At 61.6% G+C, this 20,882-nt stretch carries 21 protein-coding genes; 11 read left to right on the top strand and 10 right to left on the bottom strand.

What is annotated here, in order from left to right; genetic code table 11:
- Positions 1–61: 61 nt before the first annotated feature.
- The 10 genes from R1T40_RS06240 to R1T40_RS06195 all read left to right on the top strand — a co-directional run bounded on the left by R1T40_RS06240 (position 62) and on the right by R1T40_RS06195 (position 8,687).
- Entirely contained in the window at positions 62–940 is an 879-nt protein-coding gene (locus R1T40_RS06240) for a lysophospholipid acyltransferase family protein (RefSeq protein WP_317386269.1), read from the top strand.
- 27 nt (positions 941–967) lie between these two features.
- Complete coding sequence (murI, locus tag R1T40_RS06235) at positions 968–1,777, top strand: glutamate racemase (RefSeq protein ID WP_317386268.1); 810 nt, start codon at positions 968–970, stop codon at positions 1,775–1,777.
- Between the two features lie 86 nt (positions 1,778–1,863).
- Complete coding sequence (gene argC, locus R1T40_RS06230; RefSeq protein ID WP_317386267.1) at positions 1,864–2,892, top strand: N-acetyl-gamma-glutamyl-phosphate reductase; 1,029 nt, start codon at positions 1,864–1,866, stop codon at positions 2,890–2,892.
- A 13-nt stretch (positions 2,893–2,905) separates the two neighbouring features.
- Positions 2,906–3,349 (top strand): cytochrome c maturation protein CcmE, encoded by a 444-nt coding sequence (gene ccmE / locus R1T40_RS06225; RefSeq protein WP_106163577.1) that lies wholly within the window; start codon positions 2,906–2,908, stop codon positions 3,347–3,349.
- An 88-nt stretch (positions 3,350–3,437) separates the two neighbouring features.
- Positions 3,438–4,046, top strand: a complete 609-nt coding sequence (locus tag R1T40_RS06220) for a holin-associated N-acetylmuramidase (protein WP_317386266.1) — start codon at positions 3,438–3,440, stop codon at positions 4,044–4,046.
- Between the two features lie 9 nt (positions 4,047–4,055).
- Positions 4,056–4,595, top strand: a complete 540-nt coding sequence (locus R1T40_RS06215; protein WP_317386265.1) for a holin family protein — start codon at positions 4,056–4,058, stop codon at positions 4,593–4,595.
- A gap of 76 nt (positions 4,596–4,671) precedes the next feature.
- Positions 4,672–6,636, top strand: a complete 1,965-nt coding sequence (locus R1T40_RS06210; protein WP_317386264.1) for a heme lyase CcmF/NrfE family subunit — start codon at positions 4,672–4,674, stop codon at positions 6,634–6,636.
- Positions 6,633–7,100, top strand: coding sequence for a cytochrome c-type biogenesis protein (locus R1T40_RS06205; protein ID WP_317386263.1), 468 nt, complete (start codon positions 6,633–6,635; stop codon positions 7,098–7,100). The genes R1T40_RS06210 and R1T40_RS06205 overlap by 4 nt, the downstream gene beginning before the upstream one ends.
- 165 nt (positions 7,101–7,265) lie before the next feature.
- Entirely contained in the window at positions 7,266–7,835 is a 570-nt protein-coding gene (locus R1T40_RS06200) for a DUF2087 domain-containing protein (RefSeq protein ID WP_317386262.1), read from the top strand.
- Positions 7,836–7,907: 72 nt separating this feature from the next.
- Positions 7,908–8,687 carry an enoyl-CoA hydratase-related protein gene (locus tag R1T40_RS06195; protein WP_317386261.1) on the top strand — a complete coding sequence of 260 codons (780 nt, stop codon included), beginning with the start codon at positions 7,908–7,910 and terminating at the stop codon, positions 8,685–8,687.
- A gap of 85 nt (positions 8,688–8,772) precedes the next feature.
- Here the strand turns inward: R1T40_RS06195 and R1T40_RS06190 are convergent, their stop codons facing one another.
- The 3 genes from R1T40_RS06190 to gltX form a co-directional block, all read right to left on the bottom strand.
- The gene (locus tag R1T40_RS06190; RefSeq protein WP_317386260.1) at positions 8,773–9,837 is read right to left on the bottom strand and encodes a calcium-binding protein; all 1,065 of its coding nucleotides are present in this window, start codon (positions 9,835–9,837) and stop codon (positions 8,773–8,775) included.
- A gap of 276 nt (positions 9,838–10,113) precedes the next feature.
- Positions 10,114–11,409 carry a citrate synthase gene (gltA, locus tag R1T40_RS06185; RefSeq protein WP_106163584.1) on the bottom strand — a complete coding sequence of 432 codons (1,296 nt, stop codon included), beginning with the start codon at positions 11,407–11,409 and terminating at the stop codon, positions 10,114–10,116.
- A gap of 139 nt (positions 11,410–11,548) precedes the next feature.
- The gene (gene gltX, locus R1T40_RS06180) at positions 11,549–12,949 is read right to left on the bottom strand and encodes a glutamate--tRNA ligase (protein WP_317386259.1); all 1,401 of its coding nucleotides are present in this window, start codon (positions 12,947–12,949) and stop codon (positions 11,549–11,551) included.
- 79 nt (positions 12,950–13,028) lie between these two features.
- On the opposite strand from gltX, the gene R1T40_RS06175 reads away from it, so the two are divergent.
- Positions 13,029–15,059, top strand: a complete 2,031-nt coding sequence (locus tag R1T40_RS06175; protein WP_317386258.1) for a ComEC/Rec2 family competence protein — start codon at positions 13,029–13,031, stop codon at positions 15,057–15,059.
- A 100-nt stretch (positions 15,060–15,159) separates the two neighbouring features.
- Here R1T40_RS06175 and lexA read toward each other — a convergent pair whose 3' ends face one another.
- From lexA to R1T40_RS06140, 7 genes are all read right to left on the bottom strand, one after another.
- A complete protein-coding gene (gene lexA, locus R1T40_RS06170) occupies positions 15,160–15,858 on the bottom strand; it encodes a transcriptional repressor LexA (RefSeq protein WP_317386257.1) in 699 nt (232 codons plus the stop codon).
- 137 nt (positions 15,859–15,995) lie between these two features.
- On the bottom strand, positions 15,996–17,168 hold the full coding sequence (locus R1T40_RS06165) for a molybdopterin molybdotransferase MoeA (protein ID WP_317386256.1): 1,173 nt from the start codon (positions 17,166–17,168) through the stop codon (positions 15,996–15,998).
- Between the two features lie 2 nt (positions 17,169–17,170).
- Positions 17,171–17,641 carry a cyclic pyranopterin monophosphate synthase MoaC gene (gene moaC, locus R1T40_RS06160; protein WP_317386255.1) on the bottom strand — a complete coding sequence of 157 codons (471 nt, stop codon included), beginning with the start codon at positions 17,639–17,641 and terminating at the stop codon, positions 17,171–17,173.
- Between the two features lie 12 nt (positions 17,642–17,653).
- Entirely contained in the window at positions 17,654–18,463 is an 810-nt protein-coding gene (gene trpC / locus R1T40_RS06155) for an indole-3-glycerol phosphate synthase TrpC (protein ID WP_317386254.1), read from the bottom strand.
- A complete protein-coding gene (locus R1T40_RS06150) occupies positions 18,456–19,160 on the bottom strand; it encodes a uracil-DNA glycosylase (protein WP_317386253.1) in 705 nt (234 codons plus the stop codon). The genes trpC and R1T40_RS06150 overlap by 8 nt, the downstream gene beginning before the upstream one ends.
- Positions 19,160–20,182 carry an anthranilate phosphoribosyltransferase gene (trpD, locus tag R1T40_RS06145; RefSeq protein WP_317386252.1) on the bottom strand — a complete coding sequence of 341 codons (1,023 nt, stop codon included), beginning with the start codon at positions 20,180–20,182 and terminating at the stop codon, positions 19,160–19,162. Before trpD ends, R1T40_RS06150 begins: the two co-directional genes overlap by 1 nt.
- Complete coding sequence (locus tag R1T40_RS06140; RefSeq protein ID WP_317386251.1) at positions 20,179–20,760, bottom strand: anthranilate synthase component II; 582 nt, start codon at positions 20,758–20,760, stop codon at positions 20,179–20,181. The genes trpD and R1T40_RS06140 overlap by 4 nt, the downstream gene beginning before the upstream one ends.
- Positions 20,761–20,882: the final 122 nt, after the last annotated feature.

Below are 20,882 nucleotides of genomic sequence, written 5' to 3'. Positions count from 1 at the left end.
GGTGGTCGGGCGCCTGTCATGCAGGTGTTATATCCCTTGTCTTTACGGAGACCTCAAAGACATGCTTGAGCGTCGGCACATCGCTCGTGATATCTCCTACTCCCATTCTGCGGAAACGCGGCCGGGACGCATCATGATCCGCCTGATGGAAAACACCACCGGCCGCCTGCGTCTGATCAAGCGGGCCAAGGGCTATGATTCCGAGGTCGCCTCGGGGCGCAGCTTCTGGGATGTGATCGTGGAACGCTACGGGCTGACGCTCGACGTGACCGGCGGCAGCCTCGACAATATCCCGCAGGACAAGCCGGTGATCCTGATCGCCAATCACCCCTACGGCATCCTAGACGGGCTGATGATGGGGCATATCCTGTCGCGCAGCCGCGGCGATTTCCGCATGCTGGCACATCAGGTGTTTCGCAAGGCGGAGGATCTGAACAAGGTGATCCTGCCGATCGATTTTGCCGAAACAAAAGAGGCGATGAAGGTCAATCTGCAGACCCGCAAGGACGCGCTGGAGTATCTGGGGCAGGGTGGCGCGATCGGGATCTTTCCGGGCGGCACGGTCTCGACCGCGTCTAAACCGTTTGCGCATCCGATGGATCCGGGTTGGCGGGGATTTACCGCGCGGATGGTGGCGAAATCCGATGCGGTTGTGGTGCCGTTGTATTTCGACGGGCATACCTCGCGCCTGTTCCAGATCGCCTCGCATTTGCATTACACCCTGCGCATGGGGTTGCTGATCAAGGAGTTCCGCAAACGCGTCGACACGCCCGTGCGGGTGGTGATCGGCGATCCCATCGGGCGGGACGTACTGGACCCGCTGGCCAAGGACTCCAAAGCAATGATGGATTTCCTGCGCAAAGCCACGTATGAGCTGTCTCCGACACCGCTCAAATCCTATGACTACGGGTTTGAGTTCGAAGACAAACACAGGGCCTGAACGGCCCTCGCTGAGAGGCAGTGTGGCATGGCAGTTGGCATTTTTGATTCCGGCCTCGGCGGGTTGACGGTTCTGGACGCGGTGCAGAAACGTCTGCCGGACGTCGATTTCTTGTACTACGGCGACAATTCGCACGCGCCTTACGGTGTGCGCGATGCGGAAGACATCTACCAGCTGACCAGCGCTGCGGTGCATGACATGTGGAATCGCGGCTGCAATCTGGTGATCCTCGCCTGCAACACCGCCTCGGCCGCAGCCCTGCGCCGGATGCAGGAGGCGGGTGTGCCCGAGGGCAAGCGCGTGCTCGGCGTGTTTGTGCCGCTAATCGAGGCGCTGACCGAACGCCAGTGGGGCGACAATTCGCCGCCGCGCGAGGTCGCGGTGCAGCATGTCGCACTGTTTGCAACCCCGGCCACCGTCGCCAGCCGTGCCTTTCAGCGCGAGTTGGCCTTCCGGGCGATCGGCGTTGACGTGGAGGCGCAGGCCTGTGGCGGCGTGGTCGATGCCATCGAAGAAGGCGACATGATCCTGGCCGAGGCACTGGTCAAGAGCCACGTCGACGCGCTGCAGCGCAAGATGCCGAAACCCGAGGCCGCGATCCTCGGCTGCACCCATTACCCGCTGATGGAGGCGATCTTTCAGGAGGCGCTTGGCGCGGATGTGCAGGTGTTCAGCCAGGGTCGCCTAGTGGCCGACAGCCTTGCGCATTATCTTGAACGGCGCCCCGACATGGTCGGCGGTGGAGAGGCCGGCTATGTGACCACGGGCGATGCCGCACGGGTCAGCAGCCGGGCCACCCAGTTCCTGCGACGAGAAATCACTTTTGCAGCGGCCTGAGTGCTCTTAACCTCACGCCCAACCTGATTTTCGGTCTGCACGAGATGCAGACACCCCCTGACACATATAAAATTCGAGGTCTCGACATGACCCATTCCGTCGCAATTCTTGGCGCATCCGGCTACACCGGCGCCGAACTGATCCGGCTGATTTCCCAGCACCCATCCATCGAGATTGCCGCCCTCGGCGCTGAGCGCAAGGCCGGGATGAAGATGGCGGATGTCTTCCCGCATCTGCGTCATCTTTCCCTTCCAACCCTCTGTAAGATCGAGGAAATCGACTTCTCCAAGATCAACCTGTGTTTCTGCGCGCTGCCGCATAAGACCAGCCAAGAGGTGATCGCCAAGCTGCCAGCGGATCTGAAGATCGTTGACCTGTCGGCGGATTTCCGGCTGCGCGATCCGGATGCCTATCAGCAATGGTACGGCAACCCGCATGCGGCTCTGGCCCAGCAAGAAGAAGCGGTCTACGGCCTCACGGAGTTCTACCGCGACCAGATCAAGGACGCGCGGCTTGTGGCAGGGACGGGCTGCAACGCCGCCACCGGGCAGTTCGCGCTGCGGCCGCTGATTTCTGCCGGCGTCATCGACCTTGATGAGATCATCATCGACATGAAATGCGCGGTATCCGGCGCCGGGCGGGCGCTCAAGGAAAACCTGCTGCATGCAGAGTTGAGCGAGGGCTGCAACGCCTATGCGATCGGCGGCACCCACCGGCATCAGGGCGAGTTCGAGCAGGAATTCTCCGCTCTGGCGGGGCGGCCCGTGCAGATCCAGTTCACTCCGCATCTGATCCCCGCCAACCGGGGCATTCTGGCCACCACCTACGTCAAGGGGGATGCGGAAGCGATCTATCAGACCTTTGCCAAGGCCTATGCGGATGAGCCTTTCGTGGAGCTGCTGCCCTTTGGTCAGGCGCCCTCGACCCATCACGTACGCGGCTCCAACTTCGTGCATATCGGTGTGACCGCAGACCGGATTTCGGGTCGTGCCATCGTCATCGCGGCGCTGGATAACCTGACAAAAGGTAGCAGCGGTCAGGCCTTGCAGAATGCCAACCTGATGTTAGGTGAACAGGAAACAGCCGGGCTGATGATGGCGCCGCTGTTCCCTTGAACAAGAGGTCCAGATGAAGTCCCTGAAAAAGCAGCGGCGAATCCAGGTCATAGCGCTTGCGACTGTCGCATTGGTGGGGTCCACCGTGTTGATCGGCTATGCGATGCGCGATGGGATCAATTACTTCCGCTCGCCGAGCCAAGTGATGGATGAGCCACCGCAGCCGACCGAGACATTCCGCATTGGTGGTCTGGTCGAGGAAGGGACGCTGACCAGAGGCCAGGGAGAGGCAGTGCTGTTTTCAGTAACCGATGGAGGTGCCAGCGTGCCGGTGACATTCACCGGCGTGTTGCCGGATCTGTTTGAGGAAAACCAGGGCATGGTGGGCACCGGGCGCTACGTTGATGGTGTCTTTCAAGCCTCTGAAATCCTTGCCAAACATGATGAGACCTACATGCCCAAAGAGGTCGTGGATGCGCTCAAGGCGCAGGGGGTCTATCAAGGCGACGACAGCTGAGTGTTGCGTCGTCGCCGTACGCTCCGCGCACCGGATCTCAAACCCTCATAGCTAGTGTCTCTACCAAACCATTGGTGGAGACCCCGGCATGGATGTGGCCCAAATTGCCCGAGAAATCGTCGCCCGCGAAGGCGGTTATGTGAATGATCCCGATGATCCGGGCGGGGCGACCAATCATGGCGTGACCATTCACACCCTGCGACGGCTTGGCCTGGATCTGACCGGCGACGGACAGATTGACACGCGTGACGTCAAAGCGGTGGAGCCAAGCGAGGCAGAAGCGATTTTCCTGCGCGAGTATTTTCGTCGCCCGCGCCTGCATCTGCTGCCCGAACCACTACAGGCCGGCGTGTTTGATATGCATGTCAATGCGGGCGCAAACGCGGTGCGCATCCTTCAGCGGCTCTTGTGCGACATGGGATATGACGTTGCGGTCGACGGGGCGATGGGACCGCAAACCGCCAAGGCGACACAGACAGCAGGGCGCATCAACATGGAGGCGCTGGTCAACGCCTACGGGATCGCCCGGCGCAACTACTACTTCGACCTTGCCGACCGTCGCCCGCGCAGTCGCAAATATGCCCGCACGCGGGCGGGCGGCAAGGGCGGCTGGATACGCCGTGCCGAGGAATTCATCGCCCCGCGCTACCACCTGAGCACGGAAGAGTTTCAATCCCGCACGGCCAACTGGCGCTGAGGAGGTTTCATGTTGTCAACGCTTTGGGAGATGCTCTTTGGCAATCGCCGCAATGTGATCCGCGAGACAGTCGAGGTGTTTCGCGAAAACAGCGAACAGGCCGCCGTGCGCGCCCATGACCTTCAGGGCGCCGCATTGGCACAATTCGCGGCGGAATTTTCGGGCACGCACAAGAGCGGCTTTGATCGGTTTATCGACGGGGTGAACCGGCTGCCACGCCCGATGCTGGCGCTCGGCACGCTGGGGCTGATGGTCGCGGCGATGGTAGACCCGCTGTGGTTCGCCGCACGCATGCAGGGCATCGCCTTGGTGCCGGAACCTCTGTGGTGGCTTCTGGGGATCGTCGTGTCATTCTATTTCGGAGCACGCAGCCAGGCAAAAACGCAGGCCTTTCAAGAAGGCATCGCGCGCAGCCTCGCGCGGGTGCCACAGGCGGTTCACAACATCGAACAGCTTGGAGATGTCGCGCGAGGATCTGCAAATACGAAGGAAAACCAAAGCCATAGCAATCCGGCCCTGGCCGAATGGCATCAAGAGCGCGACGCGTGAACCGCATCTGCCTGCGGCGGCGGGACGCGGGCAAATGTGATTGGCGTGGGCGGGCGTCGCGGATATAGAAACAGGTATGATTACAGAACTTGGTCACTTCGCCCTCATCCTCGCCTTCATGATCGCCATCGTGCAGACGGTCGTGCCCCTGATCGGTGCGCATAAACGCTGGCCCGGATGGATGGCGGTGGCGGAACCCGCTGCACAGGCACAGTTCCTGTTCACCGCCTTTTCCTTTGGTGCGCTGACCTGGGCCTTTGTGACCTCGGATTTCTCGGTGCGGTTGGTGACGCTCAACAGCCACTCCGCCAAGCCGATGCTCTACAAGATCTCCGGTACATGGGGGAACCACGAAGGCTCCATGCTGCTCTGGGTGCTGATCGTCAGCCTGTTTGGCGCTGCGGCCTCGATCTGGGGCGGCGGGCTGCCGCCAACGCTCAAGGCGCGGGTGCTGAGTGTGCAGGCCTCCATCGGTGTGGCCTTTTTCGGGTTTATCTTGTTTACCTCCAACCCCTTCCTGCGGCTTGGAAATCCGCCGTTTGACGGGCAGGATCTCAACCCGCTGTTGCAGGATCCCGGTCTCGCGTTTCACCCGCCGTTTCTCTACCTCGGCTATGTTGGCCTCTCGATGGCGTTCTCCTTTGCGGTTGCCGCCCTGATCGAGGGCCGCGTGGATGCCGCGTGGGGCCGTTGGGTGCGGCCCTGGACCCTGGCGGCCTGGATCTTCCTGACCATCGGCATCGCGCTCGGGTCCTGGTGGGCCTATTACGAACTTGGCTGGGGCGGTTTCTGGTTCTGGGACCCGGTGGAGAATGCCTCCTTCATGCCGTGGCTGCTGTCCGCCGCGTTGCTGCATTCGGCTATCGTGGTGGAAAAGCGCGAGAGCCTTAAAAGCTGGACCATCCTGCTAGCGATCCTCGCCTTTGGCTTCTCGCTGATCGGCACGTTCATCGTGCGCTCTGGCTTGCTGACCTCGGTGCATGCGTTCGCCAATGATCCAGAACGCGGCGTGGTGATTCTGGCGATCATGGCATTCTTTACCGGCGGTGCATTGGCGCTGTTTGCGCAGCGTGCACAGGCGATGGAGGCCAAGGGCGTGTTCTCCATGGTCAGCCGGGAAAGCGCGCTGGTGGCCAACAACCTGTTGCTTGCAGTGAGCTGCTTCGTGGTCTTTGTCGGCACCCTCTGGCCGGTTGTGGCCGAGATGGCCTTTGACCGGAAACTGTCGGTTGGGGCGCCGTTCTTCAACGCCGCCTTCCCGCCCTTCATGGTGGCGCTCGGTCTGTTGCTGCCGGTGGGCTCAGTATTGCCGTGGAAGCGCGCGAAATTTGGCAAGACGCTCTGGAGGCTGCGTTATGCGGCGGCTCTGTCGCTGGCGCTTGCGGGGCTGATCTGGGCGATGCAGGCCGACAAGAGCCTGCTGGGGCCGGTGGGGGCCTTGTTGGGTGCCTGGATCGTCAGCGGGGCCGCGATGGATCTGTGGCAGCGCGCCGGACGATCAGACAAGCTGGCACGCTTGATGCGGCTGCCACGGGCTGACTGGGGCAAATCAGTTGCACATGCGGGCATGGGCGTGACGATCTTTGCGATCGCGGGTCTGACCGCCTGGCAGACCGAGGACATCCGGGTGGCCAACCTCAACGAGCCCTTCGATGTCGGCCCTTACCAGATGGTGCTGACCGATGTGGAGGAGGGGCGCGGCCCCAACTACTTTACCACAATGGGCGTGGTCGAGGTGACCCGCAACGGTCGTGACATCGCAACCCTTCGCCCGGAAAAGCGCGTCTACCCGGTGGCGCAGATGCCCACCACCGAGGCGGCAATCGATTACCGCTTCACCCGTGATCTCTACGTGGTGATCGGCGATGCGCAGGCGGGCGGTGGCTTTACCATGCGCACCTATATCAAGCCCTTTGCCAACTGGATCTGGGGCGGCTGCCTGCTGATGGCGCTTGGCGGCCTGCTGAGCCTTTCGGACCGCCGTTTCCGCGTTGCCGCCGGGGCGAAGAAGCCCACCGCACAGGGGGTGCCGGCAGAATGATCCGCATGTTCAAGGCCGTGATGGCGGTGATGCTGCTGTCGATGACGCCCGCGCTTGCGGTGCAGCCGGACGAGGTGCTGGAGGATCCGGTGCTGGAAGAACGGGCGCGCGACCTCTCCAAGGGGCTGCGTTGCCTGGTCTGTCGCAATGAGAACATCGACGAGTCCAACGCCGATCTAGCCCGTGATCTGCGGCTGCTGGTGCGCGAGCGACTTGTTGCGGGCGACAGCAATGATGAGGCGATGGATTTCATCGTGGATCGCTACGGTGAATATGTGCTGCTGAAACCGACCACCCGCGGGGCCAATTGGCTGCTGTGGGCCGCGGGGCCGATGATGCTGGTGCTGGCCCTGGCGGTGGCGCTGATGTATCTGCGCAAACGCTCTGTTGCGGGTGGTGCGCCGGAAGACCGTGGGCTGAGCGAGACCGAGCAGGCGCGGCTGAAGGAAATTCTCGACGAGTGAGTGCGCCCGTGTGCGTGCGCGTGATGGATTGCCGGGATCTGCGGGATTTGCTAAGCAGGCTTTGGTCTGCAGTTCACCAAGGCTCCGCCACGCGCTAAACCTGCGAGTTTTTTGACGTCATTGGACTCCCAATCGGGGTGCCTCTGGACAAGGGCGGACATCCGCATGGCGCAGGCCATGTCAGGCATCCTGAAAACGGAGGACATGATGTCCAAGGATGTGATCCGTCTGACCATTCCCGATGTGTCGGGTTTTGCCAAACAGCTGCGTGCCAACCTTCCCGAAAGCCCCGGCCATGTGGAAATGCTGAACCATGTGGCGCGCGCGGCGGGCTACCGCAATTTTCAACAGCTGCGCAGCCAGAACCCGCCCGGCCCGGAAATCGACCGCAAGCGTATCGAACGCGCGGCACGCTATTTCGACGAGCGCGGACGCTGGCAGAGCTGGCCGACCAAACGCGGCGTGCGCGAGCTGTGCCTCTGGGTGATCTGGGCGCGACTGCCCGCGCGCCAGAGCTGGACCGAGCGCGAAATCAGCGCCCTGATCGACAAGGAAACCCTGTTTCGGGACGCGGCTCAGGTTCGTCGCAGCCTGGTCGAGATGCAGCTTTTGACCCGTGATCGCGACGGCTCCAACTATGCCAGGGTGGAGGTGGCGATGGATCCGCATGGGCTGGCGCTGATGTCCGATCTTGCGGAACGCCGGAAACCGCAGGAAAATCCCGATATTGCCTGACGCGGCGTTTGTCTTTTCGACCCCGGATGCTTAGGTCAACATGCGTATAAATCGAACAGGGACATTTCACGCATGGACTACCGCGACATCCAGTATTCTCTCGACAACGGGCTGGCGACCGTCACGTTGAACCGCCCGCAGAGCATGAATGCGCTGACCAGCCAGATGCGGGCGGAAATCACCCATGCGATGAAGGCCGCCGCCACCGAAGCGCGGGCGGTGGTGCTCACTGGGGCGGGCAGCGCGTTCTGTACCGGCCAAGACCTCAAGGACGCGTCCTCCAGTGGCAGCCAGATTGATCTGGAGCGGACCCTGCGCGATGAATATACCCCGATGCTGGAGGCGATCTACGATTGCCCCGTGCCGACGATTTCGGCGGTAAACGGACCGGCTGCGGGGGCAGGGGCCAACCTTGCGCTGGCGGCGGATGTGGTGATTGCCACGGAGAGCGCCTACTTCCTGCAGGCCTTTGCCAAGATCGGTCTGATGCCGGATGCGGGGGGCAGCTGGTTCCTGCCGCGTCAAATGGGGCTGGCCAAGGCGATGGGCGCGGCCTTGTTTGCCGACAAGATCTCGGCCCGTCAGGCGAGCGATTGGGGCATGATCTGGGAAGCGATCCCGGATGAGGAGTTTGAAGCCCATTGGCAAGCGCGCGCCACCTATCTGGCCACCGGCCCCTCAATGGCCTTTGGCGCCATTAAGCAGGCGCTGCGTCAGTCGACGGGCAACAGCCTGCCGGATCAGTTGTCGCTGGAGGCGCATCTTCAAGGGGAGCTGGGCCGTAGTCGTGACTTTATGGAAGGCGTCACCGCTTTTGTTGAAAAGCGCAAACCGGATTTCGAAGGGCGCTGATCGCGCGCATAACTGCAGGCCACTAAAAAAGCCGCTCCAACCGGGGCGGCTTTTTTCATTCTAAGCACATATGGTGCTCGTGCGATCAGGCCGCCGTGCTCTGACGCAGGATCAGGTGGCTTTCGGGATCAAAACCGTCACCGACATTCTCAAGATAGGCCACGACCTCGCCATTGGCGGTGACTTCCACATCGGTGGTGCCATCGGAGTTGAGCACGGTGTCATGTGCCAATTCGGGCGCGACATCGCCGGCGTAGCGATAGAGCATCACGTCTTCATCCACGTTGAAGTCGTTGATGGTCGCGCGGTCTCCGGCCTCCAGCCAGTAGCCGACCTCGAAGCGGTCATCCCCGTCGCCGCCGGTCAGTTCGTCACCGGCACCACCAATCAGCCGATCATCGCCGTCGCCGCCAATCAGCACATCGCGGTTTCCATCATCCACGATGCGATAGCTTTGATCGCCGACGGTATTGACGCGCTCGCCCTCAAGGAAGTCCTGGCGCAAGGTGATCGGGGAGGAACGGCTGGGGTCAAGCTCAGTTGTGCCGCCATTCAGAAGGTCGTTGCCCGCGCCACCGTCCAGCGTATCGGATCCGATACCACCATGCAGCCCGTCGCTGCCGTAGCCGCCATTCAGGCTGTCGTCGCCCGCATCACCCTGCAGGTAATCCTGGCCAAGGCTGCCGTTCATGACATCGTCATCGTCGCCGCCCATCATGACGTCCAGACCGCTGCCGCCGGTCATCCGGTCATTGCCAGCGCCGCCTTCCTGGATGTCAGCGCCGGCACCGCCCGAGATGAAGTCGTCACCGGAGCCACCATACATGTCATCGGTTCCGTCGTTGCCGTAAAGGTCGTCCGACCCTTCGTTGCCCCAAAGCGCATCTGCGCCGGCGTCACCGTTGATTGTATCGTCGCCCGCGCCACCAAACCCTCTGTCATCGCCGTCACCAAGCGAGATCTGGTCTGCACCGTCCGTCCCGAACATGAGGTCAGTGTCGTCCGTGCCGAGCAACGCGGTGTTGACGTCCACTTTTTCAACGGGATCATCACCGGTGCCAACCTCGTCGTTGTTTCCATCATCATCGCCGTCAAACGCGACGAAGGCGCCAACAACTGCCAGCGATCCAATCAATGCCATCAGCAACATTGTACTACCTCATGAGTACGATTGAGGCACCAAGCCAAAATCGAAATACGGAATTGAGTCCGTGTCGTGGACCCTCAAATTTACGATCTGTTTACTGCAAAAAACCAAAAAAGGGTCAATTTAATGCTTCATTTAGGAAAACTCAAAGTTTCCGTTTTCACAACAATGGCGACTGACCGGTTTTTGCGGCGACCATTTTAGCTGGAACAGGGGGCAGCACAGAAAAACCCCGCCCGGAAAGCCGGACGGGGTCTTGGTAAATCAAAGGAACCGAACTTAGCGGTTTTCGATATCCACGTAATTGCGCGGCGTTTCACCCAGATAGAGCTGACGCGGACGGCCGATCTTGTTCTGAGGGTCGCCGATCATTTCTTTCCACTGGGAGATCCAGCCGACGGTGCGCGACAGCGCAAAGATCGGCGTGAACATGGAGGTCGGGAAGCCCATCGCCTCGAGGATGATACCCGAGTAGAAGTCGACGTTCGGGAACAGCTTCTTCTCAATGAAGTAAGGGTCGTTCAGCGCGGTGCGCTCCAGCTCCTTGGCGACCTGCAGGAGCGGATTGTCTTCGACACCCAGCAGTTCGAGAACCTCATCGGCGGATTGCTTCAGCACCTTGGCGCGCGGGTCGGTGTTCTTGTAGACGCGGTGACCAAAGCCCATCAGACGGAACGGATCGTTCTTGTCCTTGGCGCGTTCGATATACTCCGGAATATTCTCGACCGAACCAATTTCCTTGAGCATTTCCAGGCAGGCCTGGTTGGCGCCACCGTGTGCAGGACCCCAGAGGCAGGCGATGCCAGCTGCGATACAGGCGAACGGGTTGGCCCCGGACGAGGAGGCCAGACGCACGGTCGAGGTCGATGCGTTCTGTTCGTGGTCCGCATGCAGGGTGAAGATCCGGTCCATGGCACGGGCGAGGATCGGGTCGACATTGTAGTCTTCCGCCGGAACCGAGAAGCACATGTGCAGGAAGTTCGCCGCGTAATCCAGATCGTTGCGCGGATACACAAACGGCTGACCGATGGAGTATTTATAGGCCATCGCTGCAATGGTGGGCAGCTTGGCGATCAGGCGAATTGCCGCGACCTCACGCTGCCACGGATCTGCGATGTCGGTGGAGTCGTGGTAGAAGGCGGACATTGCACCAACCACGCCAACCATAGTCGCCATCGGATGCGCATCACGGCGGAAGCCGCGGAAGAAGTTGTGCATCTGCTCGTGGACCATGGTGTGACGGGTCACACGGGTTTCAAAATCCTCAAGCTGGGTCGCGGTCGGCAACTCACCGTAGAGCAGCAGGTAGCAGACCTCCAGATAGTGGGATTTCCCCGCCAGCTGGTCGATCGGATAGCCACGATGCAGCAGCACGCCTTCGTTGCCGTCGATATAGGTGATCGTGCTGTCACAGCTCGCCGTGGAGGTGAAGCCCGGGTCATAGGTGAAGACGCCCGCCTGAGCGTAGAGTTTGCGGATGTCCAGAACATCGGGCCCCGCCGTCGGCGAGAAGATGGGAAGCTCGTAAGTCTCACCATTCAGGCTGAGCTGGGCAGTTTTCTGTGTGTCGGTCATAGATGTCCCTTCCTGTTACAGGCGCAGAGAGGGCGGGTGGCCCGTCCCGCGCAGCGGGGCGCCCGCACCGATTATAGTGCAGGCGAAGTCCTATCCGAACGGGCTTACCCAGATCTTAACGTCAGATCCCAGCGGGCAATCAGCCTGTTACGTCCTTGAGCCGGGCCAGAGTTTCATCCCGGCCCAGGCAAATCATCATATCGAAGACCGAAGGCGTTACCGCGCGGCCTGCAAGCACAGCCCGAAGGGGGCCAGCCAATTTGCCAAACTTCGTATCTTTGGCCGCGGCAAATTCATTCAGGGCGGCCTCAAGTTCGTCTCGCGTCCAGCTAGCATTTTGCAGATGCGGCGTCAATTCAGTCAGTATACCAAGGGATACAGGATCAAGTGCTTTTTCCGCCTTTGCATCCCGCTCCAATGGGCGTGAAGCAAGCACAAAATGCGCTTTTTCAAGGAGTTCAGGGAAGGTCTTCGCCCGGTCCTTGAGGCAGTGCATGGCTGCTTCGAGCCCGCGTGACTGTACGTCACTCAGAGCGGGCTGATCGGCAGCCGCAAGATAGGCTTCGATTTCCTGCCGCAACGCAGCATCATCAGCAATTGCAATATGTTGGCCGCAAAGGCTCTCCAATTTCTTGGTGTCAAATCGGGCCGGGCTTTTGCCGATTCCACTGAGGTCAAACCATTCTTTGGCCTGTGCATCGGTAAAGAACTCGTCATCCCCATGGGACCAGCCAAGACGCGCCAGGTAGTTGCGCATGCCCGCCGCCGGGTAGCCCATCGCCTGGTATTCCTGCGCCCCGAGCGCCCCGTGACGCTTCGACAATTTTTTACCATCCGGTCCATGAATGAGCGGAATATGTGCCCAGACCGGCACGTCCCACCCCATCGCCTGATAGATCATCATCTGGCGCGCCGCATTATTGAGGTGATCGTCACCCCGGATCACATGGGTCACGCCCATGTCGTGATCGTCCACAACCACCGCCAGCATATAGACAGGCGAGCCATCGGAGCGCAGCAGGATCATGTCGTCCAGTTGCGTATTTTTGATGGTCACATCGCCCTGCACCTCGTCCCGGATCACGGTGTCGCCATCACGCGGTGCCTTGATGCGGATGACATAGGGTGCGTCAGGATGCTCAGACGCGGGCCTATCACGCCACGGGGACTGAAACAGGGTCGATTTGCCTTCGGCCTTTGCGGCATCGCGAAAGGCGGCGATTTCTTCCTGCGTGGAGAAACACTTGTAGGCTTTGCCCTCGGTCAGCAGTTGATTGGCCACCTCCGCATGACGTGCGGCACCCTCAAACTGGCTCACCACTTCGCCGTCGTGATCCAGGCCCAGCCAAGCCATGCCCTGCAGAATGGCGGCGGTGGCTTCGGGTGTGGAGCGTGCCCGGTCGGTGTCTTCGATCCGCAGCAGGAACTTGCCGCCACGGCCCCGGGCATAGAGCCAGTTGAACAGCGCGGTGCGCGCGCCGCCGATGTGCAGAAAGCCGGTGGGAGAGGGGGCGAAGCGGGTGACGACCGGTTGGGACATGTGGGGCATTTACCTTTTGGAAACCTTGGAGGGCCTACGTTTGTCGCCTGTGTACCGAGCCAGAAGGCAGGGAGCAAGCGTGCGCATCCTGAGCGCCCTAGATGCAGTGTTGCAGGCCCAGAGGGGGCATTTGTTCCCTTGGGTTCCGGTGTTCTTTGGTCTTGGCATCGGGCTGTATTTTATCGCCCCGGCAGAACCTGATCTTCGACAGTATGGCATTGTTCTTCTCGGGTGTGGCCTGCTCATCTGGCCAGCGCGGCGGGGCGACGGTTTTGGTTTGCTGGCTGCCGCCTTGATCCTGGTGGGGCTTGGGTTCAGCTACATGGGCGGACGGGCGCATCAGATTGGCGCGCCGGTTCTGACGTTTCGATACTATGGCGCGGTTGAGGGGCAGGTGGTCGCGGTCGATCGCTCTGCCTCGGATGCGGTGCGGATCACGCTGCGACATGTGCGGCTGGATGATGTCTCCCCGGCACGTACCCCGGCGCGGGTCCGGGTCTCCCTGATGCAAGGTACGGCGCCGGCCCCCGGGGACTGGGTCATGACGACGGCGCATTTATCCCCGCCGCAAGGGCCTGCGGAACCCGGTGGATTTGATTTTCGTCGCCATGCTTGGTTTTTGCAGCTCGGCGCTGTCGGATATACTCGCGTGCCGGTTCTGCGCACGCAGAGGCCGGAGGCGTTACCCATCGCAACGCTGCGCACACAGGTGTCTGAGTGGGTGCGCATTGCCATGCCCGACCGGACCGGCGGTGTCGGTGCGGCGCTGATCACTGGTGATCGAGCCCATGTGCCGCGTGCTGTCACGGATGCGTTGCGCGCCAGCAATCTGGCGCATCTGCTCGCAATATCCGGCCTTCATATGGGACTGTTCGCCGGAGTGATCTTTGCCAGTCTGCGCCGCGCCTTTGCATTGTCGCCGATCATCGCACTCCGTTGGCCAATCAAGAAAATCGCAGCTTTTTTTGCGTTGGTGGCGAGTTTTGGCTATTTGCTGCTGTCGGGTGCGAATATCGCGACCGAGCGGGCTTTTCTCATGGTCGCCGTCATGTTGGTCGCAGTGGTACTGGACCGGCGCGCCATTTCGGTACGGGCCGTGGCACTGGCAGCGATTCTGGTGCTCTTGCGTCGACCAGAGAGCCTGTTGAGCGCCGGGTTTCAGATGAGTTTCTCGGCAACATTGGCGCTTGTCGTGGTGTTCCGGGGAGTGCAACCGCTCTTTGCGGCGGGACGCGGCGGCTCATGGACGACCTTATGGCGCTGGTGTGCGGGGTTGGTGCTGTCCTCGCTTGTTGCGGGACTGGCAACTGCGCCCTTTGGCGCGGCGCATTTCAACATGGTCTCGCACTATGGCTTGATTGCGAATTTGGCAGCGGTGCCGTTCATGGGCGCAGTGGTGGTGCCCGGCGCGGTTCTTGCAATCTGCCTCGCGCCCATCGGGGCAAGCGGCGTTGGGTTCTGGATCATGTCGCAAGGGATCGGCTGGATCCTCACTGTGGCCGAAACAGTCGCACGATGGCCGGGCGCACGTGGCTATGTTGTGGCGCCGGATGACTGGATCCTTCCGGTTCTGATCTCAGGCGCATTGCTGGTCCTGCTGTGGCAAGGACGGCTTCGCTGGCTGGGCGTGGTGCCAGTCTGCATTGCGCTGCTGGCCTGGCCGCAGTCGCAACGCCCGCAGGTGCTGATCGCTGCGGATGGCGGCCTGATCGGAGTGATGACACAGGACGGCCGTGCCCTGTCGCGTGCGCGCGGCAAGAGCTTTGTCGCCGGGATATGGCTGGAGAATGATGGCGATGGCGTCGATCAGGAACGCGCCTTTGCGCGCGGGCAGGGTGAAAGCTCGGCACGCGTTCAGACGCTGGAATGGCAGGGGCGTCGGTTTATCCATGTGATCGGCAATACAGGGTTGGCTCAGCTTAAGGCGACCTGTCTACGAGAGGAAGTCATCGTGCTGACAGTTGCGGCTGATCGGCCCGATGGTGGCTGCGACTGGCTCACTCCGGCCCAGCTACGCGCGAGCGGCAGCATTGCCTATTTCGACGGCGGGAAAATGATTGCCGCGCATCAACGATCGCCACGTCTGTGGTCGCCGCATCGGACTAAGTGAGAGGACATGCCGAACCAAAGGGGCCCGCAACGCAAAAGGCCCCGATCAAATCGGAGCCATTGCTTGCCTAAGACCGCACCGCACAAGCGGCCCGAGATACTCAGTAAGTGCGGATCAGTCCAACGAGACGCCCCTGCACCTTCACCTGATCTTCAGCATAGGTTTGCGTTGGATAAGCGGGGTTGGCTGCCTGAAGCTCGATCATGCGACCGCTGCGCACGTAGCGTTTGAGCGTGGCTTCATGCCCTTCGACAAGCGCCACAACGATATCGCCGTTATCGGCCGCTGCGGTTTCATGAATAACCACCACGTCACCGTCATTGATGCCCGCATCAATCATCGAATCGCCACGCACTTCGAGTGCAAAATGCTCACCCGAGCTGGACAGCATCCCGTTGGGGACCGCCACATGCGCGGAGGCTTGGCTGATCGCCTCGATCGGTACCCCGGCAGCGATACGACCCATGACCGCGAGCTCGGTGGCGCCGGTATTCGGGGCGGGTTTCAACTCCGGTTCTGGCGCAGAGTCCGGCTTGCCGCCAGAGATCACTTGCGGTGCAAAACTGTCCTGACCGCCGCCGAGACTGTCGGGCAGGCGGATCACCTCAATCGCGCGGGCACGGTGGGCAAGGCGGCGAATAAAGCCGCGTTCCTCCAGCGCCGTGATCAGGCGGTGGATACCGGACTTGGAGCGCAAATCCAGCGCTACTTTCATTTCATCAAAGCTGGGCGGGACGCCGTCCTTTTGCAGACGCTTATGAATGAACTCCAAAAGCTGAAGCTGTTTTTTCGTCAGCATGGCTGGCCTCTCTGCACGATACCTTTAGTCATGTTCTATTCATGTTCTCGTTTTGTGTCAACGGGTCGGATCATAAGGGGAACATAAAAAGCCCTGGCAAGTCTTGCCGCCAACAGGATTTTCGCCGGAGTGCTCCCTTAGAGGGGCAGGTATTCCACGTGGTCCGCGATGTTGCGCGCGGGGTCATGAGGCGGGCGCACGATCAGTGCTTCGGCCTGCGCCAGAACCGACAAGAGCGAACTGTCCTGGCTGTCAAAGGCCTGCAATCCCTGATCGGTCCAGGTCGCACGCATATAATGCTGGCGTGGTCCATTGGCGGGGAGTGCCACCGCAAGCGACGCTTGCGCGCGTGCCTCTTCTGCAGTCGACAGGCCGAGCATGGCCTGCAGCATCGATACCACGAAGACCCGACCGCAGATCATCGCCGAGACTGGATTGCCCGGCAGGCCCACCATGGCGCCTGTGCCAAAACGACCGGCCATCAGCGGTTTGCCGGGGCGCATGGCCACCTTGTAGAAAGCGCGCTGCAACCCGAGGCTTTCGGCAACGCCCGCCACCAGATCGTGATCACCCACCGAGGCCCCGCCGATGGTCACCACCAGATCCGCATCCGCCGCAAGACCAAAGGCGGTGCGCAGCGAGGCGTCGGTGTCGCGGGCGATCGGCAGCATACGGACCTCCGCGCCGTGCTCTTCGAACATCGCCTTCAGGCCGAAGGTATTGGAGACAATGATCTGATCCGGACCGGGAATTTCTCCGGGCATGACCAGCTCATCCCCGGTGGACATCAGTGCCACTACGGGACGGCGGCGCACAGGGACTTCGGCTATGTTCATGGCCGCAAGAAGCGCGATATCCGCAGGGCGCAGGCGGCGCGGGGCGTCGACCGTCTGACCTGCGCGAAAGTCGCGGCCCTGATCGCGGATATTGGCGCTATCGCCCGGATCGTAGCTGATCGTGATGAGGTCGCCCTTGCGTACTACATCCTCTTGAATGACCACAAAATCGGCGCCGTCCGGCACCGGCGCGCCGGTAAAGATCCGCACCGCTTGCCCAGCACCGACACGGCCCTCAAAACCATGCCCGGCCGCAGCCTCGCCAATCACCTTGAACATCGCGTGCAGCTCAACTTCGGCGGCGTTCACGGCATAGCCATCCATGGCGGAGGCATCAAAGGGCGGCTGATCACGACGGGCAGTGACAGGCTCTGCCAGCACCCGGCCCGCCGCCTGCGCCAATGGAATAGTTTCAACCTCGACGGGAGAGACCAGATCAAGCAGGGCGGCGCGGGCCTCGGCGACGGAGATCATGATCAGGCCTCGTAGCGGCCGGACTTGCCGCCGTCCTTCAGCAGAACGCGGATGCCGCCGATTTCCATGGCCTTGTCGACGGCCTTGGTCATGTCATAGACCGTGAGGCAGGCGGTGGAGACCGCTGTTAGCGCCTCCATCTCGACGCCGGTTTGGCCGGTGGTCTTGACCGTCCCTTCGACACGTACACCGGGCAGATCAGGGTCGAGTGTCAACTCGACCGTGACTTTGGTGATGGGCAACGGGTGACAGAGCGGGATCAGCTCGGAGGTCTTCTTGGCCCCCATGATGCCAGCGAGCCGCGCAACCGACAAGACATCGCCCTTCTTGGCGCGCCCTTCCGCAATGATATCAAAGGTCTCGCGCGACATCTTGATGTGACCCTCGGCCACAGCGATGCGTGCGGTCACATCCTTGTCGGAGACATCCACCATATGGGCGTCGCCCTTCTGGTCAAAATGTGTGAGCGACATGGGCAGGCCTCCTCAGACGCCGGGAACAAGCGGGTTGGCGAGCAGCGCTCGGGTGGCGGCGGTCACATCGTCCTGACGCATCAGGCTCTCGCCAATCAGGAAACTGCGCGCACCATAGCGGGCCATATCGGAGAGATCCTCGGGCGTGTTCAGACCGCTCTCGCAGACGATCGCCCGCTCAGGCGGAACCAGACGCGACAGGTGGCGGGTGGTGTCCAGCGAGGTCTCAAAGGTGTTGAGATTGCGGTTGTTGATGCCCATCAGCCGCGATTTCAGATGGCTCGCCCGGTTCAACTCGTCCTCATTGTGGACCTCCAGCAGCACATCCATGTCCCATTCGATGGCACAGGCTTCCAGCTCTGCGGCCTGCTCGTCCGAGACGGAGGCGAGAATGATCAGGATGCAATCGGCACCAAGCGCGCGGGCCTCGGCGACCTGATAGGTGTCATACATGAAATCCTTGCGCAGGCAGGGCAGATCACAGGCGGCGCGGGCCTCGACAAGGAATTCCTTGGCACCCTGAAAACTCGGCGTGTCGGTGAGCACAGACAGACAGGTGGCACCGCCATCGGCATAGGCCTGCGCAAGGGTGGCAGGATCGAAATCAGCGCGGATCAAACCCTTGGAGGGGCTGGCTTTTTTGATCTCGGCAATCAGACCGTAGCCCTCGTGTGTGGCCTGCTGCAGACGGTCGGCAAAGCCGCGCACGGGATCGGCTGCACGCGCCTCTGCCTCAACCTCCGCAAGCGGTTTGGCCGCCTTGTCGGCAGCGATCTCTTCGAGCTTATAGGCTTTGATCTTGTCCAGAATGGTCTCAGACATCAGCGGGGCTCCCTGAATAGGTCCGTGGGGCTGTCCACGAGATGGGCGGCTCGCCGCGGGCGGAGAGCCAGTCATTGATCCGTGTAAACGGACGCGATCCAAAAAAGCCGCGCCGCGCCGACAGGGGCGAAGGATGGGCCGTCTTCAGGATCAGGTGATCGCCGGGACGGATGTGTTTTTCAAGCGCCTGCGCCTGGTTGCCCCACAGGACATAGGCCGTCGGGCGGCGAGAGCTATGATCGAGCACCTGATGCGCAAGCGCCTGCCAGCCCAGTTTCTTATGGCCATTGGCATCACCCGCAGGCACCGACAGCACCGTATTGAGCAGGAGCACGCCTTGTTCGGCCCATGGGCGCAGATCGCCGGTCTCAGGGCAGCTGCCGATGTCGTCGCGCATCTCCTGAAAGATATTGCGCAAGGATCGGGGCAGGGGTGTCACATCCGGTTCAACCGAGAATGACAGCCCATGGGCGTGCCCCGGTGTGGGATAGGGGTCCTGGCCGAGGATTATCACGCGGGTGGCCTCTGGCGAGGTCAGATCCAGCGCCGCAAAGCGCTGGTGTGCAGGCGGTAGGATCTCACGCGCCTCAGCTGCGAGCTGTGCTTCGATCTCAGGCCAGTGTGTGTCAAAGAACGGCAGTTCCGCCCAGCCCCCGACGGCGGGTCGGGGGGCTGTGTGGAGGTCTCGCGCGGCCATTAGCTGGCCTCCGAGGTGATCCGTGCAACCGCCGTGACCTTACCAAGGGCCGCACCGCTGTCGATGCTTTCGGCGGCGCGCTCGGCCCCTTCCTTGAGCGAGGACACGGTGCCCGCCACCACCTGCGCGGCGGCGGAGTTCAACAGCACGGCGTCGCGATAGGCGGAGGGTTCGCCGTTCAAAAGCGCGCGAAACGCCTCGGCATTCTCGGTAGGGGTGCCGCCCACGATCGCCTCAAAGGGATGTTCGGGCAGGCCCGCTTCTTCCGGGCGGACCTCGAATTCGGAAATGCTGCCGTCTTCATTGAGGCCTGCCACCCAGCTGACGCCGGTGATGGTCAGCTCGTCGGTGCCGTCTGAGCCGTGCACGAGCCATGCTTTCTCCGAGCCGAGCTGTTGCAGGGTTTCCGCCATCGGGCGGATCAGGTCGCGGTTGAACGCTCCGGTCAGTTGGCGTTTGACATCCGCCGGATTGGTCAGGGGGCCGAGGATGTTGAAGATCGTCCGCGTGCCAAGTTCCTGACGGGTGGGCATCACATGGGCAATCGCCGGGTGATGCATCGGCGCCATCATGAAGCAGATGCCCGCTTCTTTCAGTGATTTTTCAACCACTTTTGGGCCGACCATGACCTTAATGCCCATCTCGGTCAACGCATCTGCTGCACCGGATTTGGACGACAGGTTGCGATTGCCGTGTTTGGCCACAGGCACGCCGGTGCCCGCCACCACGAAGGCCGTCGCGGTCGAGATATTGAGCGTGCCCTTGCCATCACCGCCGGTGCCGACAATGTCCATCGCCCCTGCAGGCGCGGTGACCTTGTTGCATTTGGCGCGCATCACGGCGGCAGCGGCGGCATATTCATCCACCGTCTCGCCCCGGGTGCGCAGGGCCATCAGAAGGCCGCCGATCTGACTTGGGGTGGCTTCGCCATTGAACAGCGCGGCAAAGGCGGTTTCGGCTTCGGTACGGGTCAGGGCGCGATCTGCGGCCAGACCGATCAGAGGTTTCAGCGCATCACTCATGCCGGGACCTTCATCTCATTCAGGAAGTTCTGCAGGAGCGCATGCCCATGCTCGGAGGCGATGGATTCCGGGTGGAACTGAACGCCGTGGATGGGCAGCTCTTTGTGCTGCAGGCCCATGATGGTGCCGTCTTCCAGCTCTGCGGTGATCTCCAGACACTCCGGAAAGCTCTCGCGCTCCACCACCAGCGAGTGATAGCGGGTGGCATCGAACGGCGAAGGCAGCCCCTTGAAGAGGCCCTTGTCGGTGTGATGCATCTTGCCCATCTTGCCATGCACGATCTCATGACAACGCACCACCTTGCCGCCAAAGGACTGACCGATGGTCTGATGACCAAGGCAGACGCCCAACAGCGGCGTGCGGGTCTCGGCGGCCGCTTCGGTGAGCGCAAGGCAGATGCCCGCCTGATCGGGGTCGCAGGGGCCGGGGCTCAGCAGGATGCCGGCGGGCTTCATCGCCATGGCTTGCTGCACATCCAACGCGTCGTTTCGCCAGACCTCGATCTCGGCGCCCAGCTCGCCAAGATAATGCACAAGGTTGTAGGTGAAGGAGTTGTAGTTGTCGATTAGCAGCAACATCTTGGGACGCTCTTTTATGGGTGGCGGGCGGGGGCCGCGCCGCAGTATAGTGTGACGGACCATACATGTTCAGGGATGCGCGGCAGCGTCAAGGGCACATCCGGATTGCCAGGTGGCATGAG

The organism is Tritonibacter scottomollicae (genome assembly GCF_032924845.1).
In the GTDB taxonomy this organism is placed as follows: Bacteria; Pseudomonadota; Alphaproteobacteria; order Rhodobacterales; family Rhodobacteraceae; genus Epibacterium; species Epibacterium scottomollicae.
Note: the sequence above shows the minus strand (reverse complement) of the source record. Positions and strands in the feature narration are given on the sequence as shown.

Bases quoted from the DNA above. Each gene is read 5' to 3' on its own strand.
- R1T40_RS06240 (WP_317386269.1), top strand. From the start codon at position 62: ATGCTTGAGCGTCGGCACATCGCTCGTGATATCTCCTACTCCCATTCT.
- murI (WP_317386268.1), top strand. From the start codon at position 968: ATGGCAGTTGGCATTTTTGATTCCGGCCTCGGCGGGTTGACGGTTCTG.
- argC (WP_317386267.1), top strand. From the start codon at position 1,864: ATGACCCATTCCGTCGCAATTCTTGGCGCATCCGGCTACACCGGCGCC.
- ccmE (WP_106163577.1), top strand. From the start codon at position 2,906: ATGAAGTCCCTGAAAAAGCAGCGGCGAATCCAGGTCATAGCGCTTGCG.
- R1T40_RS06220 (WP_317386266.1), top strand. From the start codon at position 3,438: ATGGATGTGGCCCAAATTGCCCGAGAAATCGTCGCCCGCGAAGGCGGT.
- R1T40_RS06215 (WP_317386265.1), top strand. From the start codon at position 4,056: ATGTTGTCAACGCTTTGGGAGATGCTCTTTGGCAATCGCCGCAATGTG.
- R1T40_RS06210 (WP_317386264.1), top strand. From the start codon at position 4,672: ATGATTACAGAACTTGGTCACTTCGCCCTCATCCTCGCCTTCATGATC.
- R1T40_RS06205 (WP_317386263.1), top strand. From the start codon at position 6,633: ATGATCCGCATGTTCAAGGCCGTGATGGCGGTGATGCTGCTGTCGATG.
- R1T40_RS06200 (WP_317386262.1), top strand. From the start codon at position 7,266: ATGGCGCAGGCCATGTCAGGCATCCTGAAAACGGAGGACATGATGTCC.
- R1T40_RS06195 (WP_317386261.1), top strand. From the start codon at position 7,908: ATGGACTACCGCGACATCCAGTATTCTCTCGACAACGGGCTGGCGACC.
- R1T40_RS06190 (WP_317386260.1), bottom strand. From the start codon at position 9,837: ATGTTGCTGATGGCATTGATTGGATCGCTGGCAGTTGTTGGCGCCTTC.
- gltA (WP_106163584.1), bottom strand. From the start codon at position 11,409: ATGACCGACACACAGAAAACTGCCCAGCTCAGCCTGAATGGTGAGACT.
- gltX (WP_317386259.1), bottom strand. From the start codon at position 12,949: ATGTCCCAACCGGTCGTCACCCGCTTCGCCCCCTCTCCCACCGGCTTT.
- lexA (WP_317386257.1), bottom strand. From the start codon at position 15,858: ATGCTGACGAAAAAACAGCTTCAGCTTTTGGAGTTCATTCATAAGCGT.
- R1T40_RS06165 (WP_317386256.1), bottom strand. From the start codon at position 17,168: ATGATCTCCGTCGCCGAGGCCCGCGCCGCCCTGCTTGATCTGGTCTCT.
- moaC (WP_317386255.1), bottom strand. From the start codon at position 17,641: ATGTCGCTCACACATTTTGACCAGAAGGGCGACGCCCATATGGTGGAT.
- trpC (WP_317386254.1), bottom strand. From the start codon at position 18,463: ATGTCTGAGACCATTCTGGACAAGATCAAAGCCTATAAGCTCGAAGAG.
- R1T40_RS06150 (WP_317386253.1), bottom strand. From the start codon at position 19,160: ATGGCCGCGCGAGACCTCCACACAGCCCCCCGACCCGCCGTCGGGGGC.
- trpD (WP_317386252.1), bottom strand. From the start codon at position 20,182: ATGAGTGATGCGCTGAAACCTCTGATCGGTCTGGCCGCAGATCGCGCC.
- R1T40_RS06140 (WP_317386251.1), bottom strand. From the start codon at position 20,760: ATGTTGCTGCTAATCGACAACTACAACTCCTTCACCTACAACCTTGTG.